8 protein-coding genes are annotated in these 10,066 nt (G+C 70.7%); 5 read left to right on the top strand and 3 right to left on the bottom strand.

Annotated elements, in window-relative coordinates:
- Window positions 1-17 precede the first annotated feature (17 nt).
- Both AB0D27_RS26870 and AB0D27_RS26875 read right to left on the bottom strand, forming a co-directional pair.
- On the bottom strand, window positions 18-929 hold the full coding sequence (locus AB0D27_RS26870) for a carbohydrate kinase (RefSeq protein ID WP_362513697.1): 912 nt from the start codon (window positions 927-929) through the stop codon (window positions 18-20).
- A complete protein-coding gene (locus tag AB0D27_RS26875) occupies window positions 926-1,984 on the bottom strand; it encodes a LacI family DNA-binding transcriptional regulator (RefSeq protein WP_362513700.1) in 1,059 nt (352 codons plus the stop codon). The genes AB0D27_RS26870 and AB0D27_RS26875 overlap by 4 nt, the downstream gene beginning before the upstream one ends.
- A gap of 331 nt (window positions 1,985-2,315) precedes the next feature.
- On the opposite strand from AB0D27_RS26875, the gene AB0D27_RS26880 reads away from it, so the two are divergent.
- Entirely contained in the window at window positions 2,316-2,744 is a 429-nt protein-coding gene (locus AB0D27_RS26880; RefSeq protein WP_362513703.1) for a Rieske (2Fe-2S) protein, read from the top strand.
- A gap of 105 nt (window positions 2,745-2,849) precedes the next feature.
- Here AB0D27_RS26880 and AB0D27_RS26885 read toward each other — a convergent pair whose 3' ends face one another.
- Window positions 2,850-3,797, bottom strand: coding sequence for a hypothetical protein (locus tag AB0D27_RS26885; RefSeq protein WP_362513706.1), 948 nt, complete (start codon window positions 3,795-3,797; stop codon window positions 2,850-2,852).
- 1,051 nt (window positions 3,798-4,848) lie between these two features.
- Here AB0D27_RS26885 and uvrC point away from each other — a divergent pair.
- The 4 genes from uvrC to whiA are packed head-to-tail and all read left to right on the top strand — an operon-like array spanning window position 4,849 to window position 9,966.
- Window positions 4,849-6,894 carry an excinuclease ABC subunit UvrC gene (uvrC, locus tag AB0D27_RS26890; protein WP_362513709.1) on the top strand — a complete coding sequence of 682 codons (2,046 nt, stop codon included), beginning with the start codon at window positions 4,849-4,851 and terminating at the stop codon, window positions 6,892-6,894.
- Window positions 6,891-7,919, top strand: a complete 1,029-nt coding sequence (gene rapZ / locus AB0D27_RS26895) for an RNase adapter RapZ (protein ID WP_362513711.1) — start codon at window positions 6,891-6,893, stop codon at window positions 7,917-7,919. The genes uvrC and rapZ overlap by 4 nt, the downstream gene beginning before the upstream one ends.
- Complete coding sequence (yvcK, locus tag AB0D27_RS26900; protein WP_362513713.1) at window positions 7,916-8,986, top strand: uridine diphosphate-N-acetylglucosamine-binding protein YvcK; 1,071 nt, start codon at window positions 7,916-7,918, stop codon at window positions 8,984-8,986. The genes rapZ and yvcK overlap by 4 nt, the downstream gene beginning before the upstream one ends.
- Window positions 8,977-9,966: a DNA-binding protein WhiA gene (gene whiA / locus AB0D27_RS26905; RefSeq protein WP_362513716.1), complete on the top strand. Its 990-nt coding sequence runs from the start codon at window positions 8,977-8,979 to the stop codon at window positions 9,964-9,966. Before yvcK ends, whiA begins: the two co-directional genes overlap by 10 nt.
- The last annotated feature ends 100 nt before the right edge of the window (window positions 9,967-10,066 follow it).

The following is a 10,066-nucleotide window of genomic DNA, read 5'->3' on the forward strand; positions in this document are numbered from 1 at the left end:
GGCAGCTGAGCGTCTCGTTACGGGGTGCCGAGCTCGGAGGCGTACGGCGGTTCGGCTCCCGCGCGTGAGCAGGTGATCGCGGCCGCGCGGGCGGCGAAGCGCAGGAGTTCGGTCCAGCCCTCAGGGCTCAGGTCGGCCAGCGCGGTCGGTGACAGGGCGTCCCGTGCGGCCAGGCCGTGCAGCAGTGCCGCGTTCACCGTGTCGCCGGCGCCGATGGTGTCCACGACGTCGACGGGTTCGCCGGGCACGGAGTGGACCGCGCCGTCGCGGGTGAACACCGTCAGACCGTCGCCGCCCTGGGTGATCACCACGGCTGCCGGACCGGACGCCAGCCACTCGCGCGGGGTCCCGCCCAGCCACAGGGCGTCCTCCTGCGAGAGCTTGAGGAGCGACACCGACGGCAGCCAGTTCTTGAACCGGGCCCGGTAGGCATCGGGGTCGGGGATCAGCCCGACGCGGATGTTCGGGTCGAGCGTGGTGAACACGCCTCGCGCTGCGGCGGTCCGCATCAGGTCCTCGTAGGCGCTCGCGCCCGGTTCCAGGACGAGCGAGCAGGTGCCGAAGGACACCGCGCGTGTGGCGTCGGGGAGTTGGGCGGGTGCGGAGAAGAGGCGGTCCGCCGTGCCTTCGACGTAGAAGGAGTACGCGGCCGAGCCGTCCGTGCCGATCGTGGCGACCGCGAGGGTGGTGGGCTGCGTGCCGCGCTGCACGGCCGACACGTCGACGCCCGCCTCGGTCAGCCCGCCCAGGAGAGCCTCGCCGAACGCGTCGTACGAGACCCGGGAGCAGAAGGCCGTGGGGGAGCCGAGGCGGACGAGTGCCACCGCTGTGTTGTAGGGGCCGCCGCCGAGCCGCGGCAGCAGGCCCGCGAGGGCGCCCGCACCTTGCGGTACCAGATCGATCAGGGCCTCACCTGCGACGACGATCACGACTCGGATCCTTTCCTGTGGCTCTCGGGGCTCTTGGAGCCCTCGGGGCAGCCGCACGAGGTGCGGTGGACGAAGGCGGAAGGCAGCCGGACGGTACGGCTCGGACGGCCGGGTGAAGCCAGCCGTTCCAGGAGCAGCTGGACGGCCTGGGCTCCGATCTCCTTGCTGGGCTGGGAGATCACGGTAAGCCGGGGCGTGAACAGGTCCGCCCAGGAGAAGTCGTCGAAGCAGCACAGTGCCATGTCGTGCGGCACGGACAGGTTCAGCCCGCGCAGCGCCCGCAGCGCGCCGATGGTCATGGCGTTGTTGGCGGTGACGAGCGCGGTAGGCGGCGACGCGAGGGACAGCAGGGCGTGCGCGGCCCCCTCTGCGGCCTCCGCCTGCGAGTCGCCGTGCGCTACGAGCCGTTCGTCGTACGGGAGTCCGGCGTGCGCGAGGCCGTGGCGGTAGCCGGTGATCCGCTCGTTCGTGGTGCTCAGCCCCGGCAGGCCCGCGACCAGTCCGATGCGCTGGTGGCCCAGTTCCGCGAGGTGGGTGACCAGCTGCTTCATGGGCTCGGCGTTCTCGGTGCAGACCTGGTCGAAGCGGAAGGTGTCCTCGGCGGGGGACTCGACGAGCCGGTCCAGGAACACCGTGGGCACGTCATGCTGGCCGAGGTAGCTCAGCAGGGCGTCAGGATGCGCCGAGGGCGCGATGATCATTCCGTCTACGCGTCGCTCGTGCAGCAGTTGGACGATCTTCCGCTCGTGCCCTGCGTCGTCGTGCGGATCTGCGAGCAGCAGGCTGTAGCCGTGCTCCAGGGCGTCGGCCTCCACGCCCTGGAGGATCTCCGTGAAGTACGGGTTGCTGATCGCCGACACCGCGAGGCCGATGGACCGCGTGCGTGAGGTGGCCAGCGAACGGGCCAGGGTGTTAGGCGTGTATCCGAGCTCGTCGATGGCGTCGAGGACGGCCTGGCGCGTCTGCGGCAGCACCGGGCGGGTGTCGTTGAGCACGTGTGAGACGGTCGCGATGGACACGCCCGCGCGCTGGGCCACATCGACCATCGTCGCCATGGTGCTCCCCTCTGGAACCCGGTTGTTCGCACGGGACCGTATCCCATTCGGGGGCCTGACGTAAACGCTTACGTCAACACGGATGTAAGCGTTTACGCGCTGCGTTTACGGGCTGCGCTTGCGCGCTGCGCTTGCGTAAGCGTTTGCGCCAGCGCTTGCGCATGCGTTTGCGTAAGCGTTTACGTCCCGGCCTCGCGCCGGATTACCCCCGCCTCAGACGGAATGATCTGTACCGGTATCGTCGGCATGTGCCGACCTTCGTCGCACCGTCCGACACACCTCCGTCGCAACCGCCGACGCACCGAACCCCGCCTCGACCAGTGGAGATGCCATGCCCGGCCGACCGTCCGCGAGCCGCCGTACCGTCCTGCGGGGAGCGGCGCTCACGCCGGTAGCCGGGCTTGCCCTCAGTGCGTGCTCCGGGGGCGGCGCAGGCGGCGGGGGGCCCGCGACGCCGACCGCGCCCGTGGAGCTGGGCGCGGAGAGCGAGATCGCCAAGGGTGGCGCCAAGCTGTACCGGGACCGGAACGTCGTGGTCAGCCGCGCCGACAACGGTTCGCTCAAGGCCTTCAGCTCGATCTGCACGCACGCCGGGTGTGCCATCGACAAGCTGGAGGGCACGACGCTCACGTGCCCGTGCCACGGCAGTGAGTTCGACGCCACGACGGGCAAGGTGCTGCATGCGCCGGCCACCGTGCCACTGAACGAACTGTCGGTGGAGGCCAGGGACGGGAAGATCATCGCCGGGCCGGGTGCCTGAGCCTCCGCCTGACCCTGCCTGAGCCCTCCCTGATCCTGGCCTGAGCCCTCCGCCTGATCCTGCCTGAGCCCCCGCCTGGGCGAGCCGGCGACTATGACCGATCGCTCAATCCCAGTCCCATCCGATTCCCACGATTCCCGACCGCACCCTCGGCTCGACCAGATGCACTGAACGGTGGCGACCGCTCAGCGTCAGCTCCTGGCGGCCGCTGCGCGGAGCCGCCGCCGAGTGCTGCGTGAACTGATGGCAGCGAATGGGCAGCGCCTGCTCGGCGAACCGTACTTGGAGCGCGTACTGGCCGCCCGCGAAGCTGAACCCGCGGACGTACTCGCTGGACGCACCGGCCGTGCCGTCCTCGAAGCCGTAGCGGAAGAGGAACGTGTCGCCCGCGCGCAGGCGAGTGTCGAAGAGCAGCTCGGCCACGAACACCCCGGTGTCGTGATGCCGGCGCACCCGCCCGGTACGGCAGTTCTCCAGAGCTCGTACCGCCATCCGCTCCGGAGCGCATCCCGGATCGCCGTGGTGGATGGCCACATAGCGGTCCACGCCGTCCTTGTGGGCACGCACTATGTGGTGTGACTCGCGGCCGAGCAGCTCGCGGTGAGCGCCGATGTGTACGCGTTCGTGGTGACCAATGGTGTGCAGTCCGCCGTCGACCGGTGACTCCAGCTCGGCCAGGAGCCGCTCCAGGACGCCGGAGGCCTCCACCAGGGAGCGGTACGAACGGCCCGCGGGGCCCGTCGGATCGGAACGCTCGTCGGCCTTGGCGAGCAGCCGGATCAGCGACTCGTCCGGGAGCTGGAGGATCTCCTCCAGGGCGCGTACGGCCCGCAGCGACTCGGGGCGCTGCGGGCGCCGGGCCCCCTGCTGCCAGTAACTCAGACTCGTGACCCCGACCTTGACCCCGTAGCGGGACAGGTGGTGCTGTACGCGTTGCAGGGGGAGTCCGCGGGCGGCGATCGCGGCGCGCAGGGCGACATGGAAAGGGCCGCCCCGCAGGGCCGTATCCAGTTCCGCCGTGACGACGTCCGCGTGCTGTGTGCCGTGCCGCATGCAGGGGCCTCTCTGTGAATGCACACCACGGCTGGTCGGGCCGCACGCGCGGGTCGTCGGGGCCGCCAGGTCGGCGCGCGGGTCCGTTCACACGCGTCGGCCGCCGTTCACGCCCCGAGTTCCCCCGCATTGAAGCGTGTTGACCAAGCCCCGACAACACCTGATGCTCAACATGCTTCACCGCAGCGTCCGGACGTGCTCCTCCACTCCTCGAACCCCACTCGGGAGGAACGCGATGCGGCACAGAAAACTCTCGCTCTCGCAGCGGTCCTGGCCGGCCTCGGCGCCGCGCCGACGTGCGCGACGGGGGCGCCGCGCCGGGGTGCGCGACGGGCGCGACTCCGACGGCGGGCCACCGTCTAGGCGGCCCCAGCCGCGGCACCACCACATCCCGGGCGCCCACCGCTCGCCCGGTTCATGTTCCTGGCGACCCAGGGGAGCCGGGGCTATGACCGACGCATCGCAGCAGCGCCGCGCGGACGGATCGTCCTCCACGACGATTTGCTGCTAGGGAGGGCCTGGCGAGCCTCTGCGAGCGCCTCGGCTATGCGGTGGCCGGTCAGGGCTGCGACGTCGTACGGCTCGTGGAGCTGGTCACCGACGAGCGCCAGGACGTGGCGATGGTCGACACCAGGACGTGGCGATGGTCGACACCAGGACCTGGCAATCGTCGATATGCGGATGCCGCCGGACCACTCGACCGAAGCGTTGAAGGCGGCCCGGACGATCCGCGAGCGCCACCCGGACAGCGGCATCCTGGGCCCTGTCGGCGTTTGTCGGCGTTTGTCGGGGTCGTGGGCGCCCCGGAGCTGCTGGCGGGCGGGCGCAGGGGTCGGCCGCCTCCTCAAGAGGAGCCGAATCACGGTCGCGGACCAGTTCGTCGATTCGCTCACACGTCCGCAGCGTCCTGTGCGGGCTCCGCCTGCACGAGGACACCGATGATCACCGCCGCGTGCCGGCGGTGCCGACGTTCATGGAGTCGCGCCAGGGCCGGTCCGCGGTTGTCCACAGGGGCGCCGCGCTGTCAGCCCTCGCCAGTAGGGTGTGTGACATGGCCGATCCCTCCAGCTACCGCCCCAAGCCGGGACAGATCCCGGACTCTCCCGGGGTGTACAAATTCCGCGACGAGCACCGCCGGGTGATCTACGTCGGAAAGGCGAAGAGCCTGCGCCAGCGCCTGGCCAACTACTTCCAGGACCTGACGACCCTGCACCCGCGCACCCGCACCATGGTCACCACGGCCGCGTCGGTGGAGTGGACGGTCGTGTCCACGGAGGTCGAGGCGCTTCAGCTGGAGTACTCCTGGATCAAGGAGTACGACCCCAGGTTCAACGTCAAATACCGCGACGACAAGAGCTATCCGTACCTCGCGGTGACGATGAACGAGCAGTTCCCGCGCGTGCAGGTGATGCGCGGCCAGAAGAAGAAGGGCGTGCGCTACTTCGGCCCGTACGGACACGCGTGGGCGATCCGCGACACCGTGGACCTGCTGCTGCGCGTCTTCCCCGTCCGCACCTGCTCCGCCGGCGTCTTCAAGAACGCGGCCCGCACCGGCCGCCCCTGCCTCCTCGGCTACATCGGCAAGTGCTCCGCACCCTGCGTCGAGCGCGTCTCGCCCGAGGAACACCGCGAACTGGCGGAGGAATTCTGCGATTTCATGGCAGGCCGTACGGGGACGTACATCCGCCGCCTGGAGAAGCAGATGACGGACGCGGCCGACGAGATGGAGTACGAGCGGGCGGCGCGCCTGCGCGACGACATCGAGGCCCTGAGGAAGGCCATGGAGAAGAACGCGGTCGTGCTCGCCGACGCGACCGACGCCGACCTGATGGCCGTCGCCGAGGACGAGCTGGAAGCCGCCGTGCAGATCTTCCACGTACGCGGCGGTCGCGTGCGCGGCCAGCGTGGCTGGGTCACCGACAAGGTGGAGGCCGTCACCACCAGTGACCTCGTCGAGCACGCGCTCCAGCAGCTCTACGGGGAGGAGACGGGCGACTCCGTGCCCAAGGAGGTGCTCGTTCCCGCGCTGCCCGACCCGGTGGACCCCGTCCAGCAGTGGCTCACCGAGCGCCGCGGGTCGAACGTGTCGCTCCGCATCCCGCAGCGCGGCGACAAGAAGGCACTCATGGAGACCGTGCAGCGCAACGCGCTCCAGGCGCTCGTCCTGCACAAGACCAAGCGTGCCTCCGACCTGACCACCCGCTCGCGCGCCCTGGAGGAGATCGCCGAGGCGCTCGACCTGGACAGCGCGCCCCTGCGGATCGAGTGCTACGACATCTCGCATCTCCAGGGCGACGACGTCGTGGCCTCGATGGTCGTCTTCGAGGACGGGCTCCAGCGCAAGAGCGAGTACCGGCGCTTCCAGATCAAGGGCTTCGAGGGGCAGGACGACGTCCGGTCCATGCACGAGGTGATCACGCGTCGCTTCAGGCGCTATCTCGCCGAGAAGGAGAAGACTGGGGAGTGGACGGACGGTGACGACCTGAAGGAGGAGGACGACGGCCGCCCCAAGCGTTTCGCCTACCCCCCGCAGCTCGTCGTCGTCGACGGCGGCCAGCCGCAGGTCGCGGCCGCCAAGAAGGCCCTCGACGAGCTCGGCATCGACGACATCGCCGTATGCGGCCTCGCCAAGCGACTGGAGGAGGTGTGGCTGCCGGACGAGGGCGACCCGGTGGTCCTGCCGCGCACCAGCGAGGGCCTCTATCTGCTCCAGCGGGTTCGTGACGAGGCCCACCGCTTCGCGATCACCTATCAGCGCGCCAAGCGGGCCAAGCGCTTCCGGTCGAGCCCTCTGGACGATGTGCCGGGGTTGGGCGAGATGCGCAAACAGGCACTGATCAAGCACTTCGGCTCAGTGAAAAAGCTGCGATCCGCGACAATCGACCAGATCTGTGAGGTTCCCGGCATAGGCCGCAAGACGGCCGAGACGATCGCCGTGGCCCTGGCCCAGGCGGCTCCGGCCGCACCCGCCGTGAACACGGCGACTGGAGAGATCATGGAAGACGAGGAACACGGGACGCCCGAAACGACGGCGGGCTCCCCACAGGAGCCCGTGACCGCGGGCGCCTCGGACGAGCGACGGGGGCAGGAGACATGACCGAGCACGACGCGCGCGAACGCGAAGAGGAACGGCCGACGCAGGGCCAGGACGCACACGAAGCGCACAAGGAAACAAGCGAAGAGCACCCGGAGCGCGAAGCACCCCCGGAAGACGGAGCACAGGTGGGTACGGGCATCGAGACGCCCGGAGTCCCCGAGACGGCCATCCCCGAGCTGGTGATCATCTCCGGCATGTCCGGAGCGGGCCGGTCGACGGCCGCCAAGTGTCTGGAGGACCTCGGCTGGTTCGTCGTCGACAACCTGCCGCCCGCGCTGATCCCCACCATGGTGGAGCTCGGCGCCCGCTCCCAGGGCAACGTGGCACGGATCGCGGTCGTCGTGGACGTACGCGGCCGCCGCTTCTTCGACAACCTCCGCGAGTCCCTCGCCGACCTGGAGTCGAAGCACGTCACCCGGCGGATCGTGTTCCTGGAGTCCTCCGACGAGGCCCTGGTGCGCCGATTCGAGTCCGTGCGCAGGCCGCACCCCCTCCAGGGCGACGGCCGCATCGTGGACGGCATCGACGCCGAGCGCGAGCTGCTGCGCGAGCTGCGCGGCGACGCCGACCTGGTGATCGACACCTCCAGCCTGAACGTGCACGAGCTGCGCGCCAAGATGGACGCCCAGTTCGCCGGCGATGAGGAGCCCGAGCTGCGGGCCACCGTCATGTCCTTCGGCTTCAAGTACGGCCTCCCGGTCGACGCCGACCTGGTCGTGGACATGCGCTTCCTGCCCAACCCGCACTGGGTGCCGGAGCTGCGCCCCTTCACCGGCCTGAACGAGGAGGTGTCCGCGTACGTCTTCAATCAGCCCGGCGCCAAGGAGTTCCTCGACCGCTACGCCGAGCTGCTCCAGCTCATCGCCGCCGGATACCGGCGCGAGGGCAAGCGCTATGTGACCGTCGCGGTCGGCTGCACCGGCGGCAAGCACCGCTCGGTCGCCACCTCGGAGAAGCTCGCCGCCCGCCTCGCCTCCCAGGGCGTGGAGACCGTGGTCGTCCACAGGGACATGGGGCGCGAGTGACGGGACGAGCCGCACTGCGGCTGAGCAGGCTGCGCCGGGTGACCCCGGAGGGGTCCGGGGGCAAGCCCGTCGCGGCGCGCGGCGGGAAGCCGCGCCGCCGCGGCACCCAGCCCAAGGTCGTCGCCCTCGGCGGCGGCATGGGCCTGTCCGCCTCGCTCGCCGCGCTGCGCCGGATCACCGGCGATCTGACCGCGGTCGTCACCGTGGCCGACGACGGCGGCTCCAGCGGGCGCCTGCGCGACGAGCTGGGCGTGTTGCCGCCCGGCGACCTGCGCAAGGCCCTGGCCGCGCTGTGCGGTGACGACGACTGGGGCCAGACCTGGGCCCGCGTCATCCAGCACCGCTTCCAGTCCAAGGGCGACCTGCACGAGCACGCGGTCGGCAATCTGCTGATCGTCGCCCTCTGGGAGCAGCTCGGCGATCATGTACAGGCCCTGGACCTGGTCGGCAAGCTCCTGGGCGCGCACGGCCGCGTGCTGCCCATGTCCGCCGTACCGCTCGAGCTCCAGGCCCTGGTCAAGGGCCACGACCCGGACCGTCCCGACGACGTCGACACGGTGCGAGGACAGGCGACCGTGGCGCTCACGCCCGGCGAGGTGCAGTCCGTGCACGTCGTGCCGCACGACCCGCCCGCCGTCCCCGAGGCGGTCGCGGCGGTCCTCGACGCGGACTGGGTGGTCCTCGGACCCGGCTCCTGGTTCTCCTCCGTGATTCCGCATCTTTTGGTGCCCGACCTTCTGGACGCCCTCATCCAGACGAAGGCGCGCCGGGTGCTCTCCCTGAACCTCGCTCCGCAGCCCGGAGAAACCGAAGGCTTCTCCCCGCAGCGTCATTTGGAGGTTTTGGGACGACACGCCCCTAAACTCGCCCTGGACGTGGTGCTGGCCGACGAGGCCGCCGTGCCCGACCGCGACTCACTCACCGATGCCGCCAAGCGGTTCGGCGCCGCGGTCGAGCTGGCGCCGGTGGCCCGGACCGATGGATCTCCGCGGCACGACCCGGAGCTGTTGGCCGCCGCGTACGACCGTATTTTTCGGATGCATGGAAGGATCGGCCCATGGCGATGACGGCAGCGGTGAAGGATGAGATCTCCCGGCTCCCCGTCACCCGGACCTGCTGCAGAAAGGCGGAGGTCTCCGCCCTTCTGCGGTTCGCCGGCGGCCTTCACCTGGTGAGCGGCCGGATCGTGATCGAGGCGGAGCTGGACACCGCGATGGCGGCGCGCCGGCTGAAGCGGGACATCCTGGAGATCTTCGGCCACGGCTCCGAACTGATCGTGATGGCACCCGGCGGGCTGCGCCGCGGCTCCCGCTATGTCGTACGCGTCGTCGCGGGCGGCGACCAGCTGGCCCGCCAGACCGGGCTCGTCGACGGCCGTGGCCGCCCGATCCGCGGGCTGCCCCCGCAGGTGGTCTCGGGGGCCACCTGTGACGCCGAGGCGGCCTGGCGCGGGGCGTTCCTGGCGCACGGCTCGCTCACCGAGCCGGGCCGTTCGTCCTCCCTCGAGGTGACCTGCCCGGGCCCGGAGGCCGCCCTCGCCCTGGTCGGCGCCGCCCGTCGGCTGTCGATCGCCGCGAAGGCCCGCGAAGTACGCGGCGTGGACCGTGTGGTCGTACGGGACGGCGACGCGATCGGGGCTCTGCTCACCCGCCTCGGCGCCCATGAGTCGGTGCTGGCCTGGGAGGAGCGGCGGATGCGCCGCGAGGTCCGTGCCACGGCGAACCGTCTCGCCAACTTCGACGACGCCAACCTGCGCCGCTCGGCCCGCGCCGCCGTCGCCGCCGGGGCCCGTGTGCAGCGCGCCCTGGAGATCCTCGCCGACGAGGTGCCGGAGCATCTCGCCGCCGCCGGACAGCTGCGCATGGAGCACAAGCAGGCCTCCCTGGAGGAGCTGGGCGCGCTCGCCGACCCGCCGCTGACCAAGGACGCGGTGGCCGGTCGTATCCGCCGTCTGCTGGCCATGGCGGACAAGAAGGCGCAGGACCTGGGCATCCCGGGGACGGAGTCAAGCCTCACCGAGGAGATGGCCGACAACCTCGCGGGCTGATCGCCAGGATCGCTCAATACGCCGGTGAGGGCCCCCCCCGGGGGGGGGGGGCCCCGCCGGGGGGGGTGCGGGTGGCGGGCCGGGCATGGAGCAAAAATGT

Source organism: Streptomyces sp. NPDC048415 (assembly GCF_040651675.1).
GTDB lineage: Bacteria > Actinomycetota > Actinomycetes > Streptomycetales > Streptomycetaceae > Streptomyces.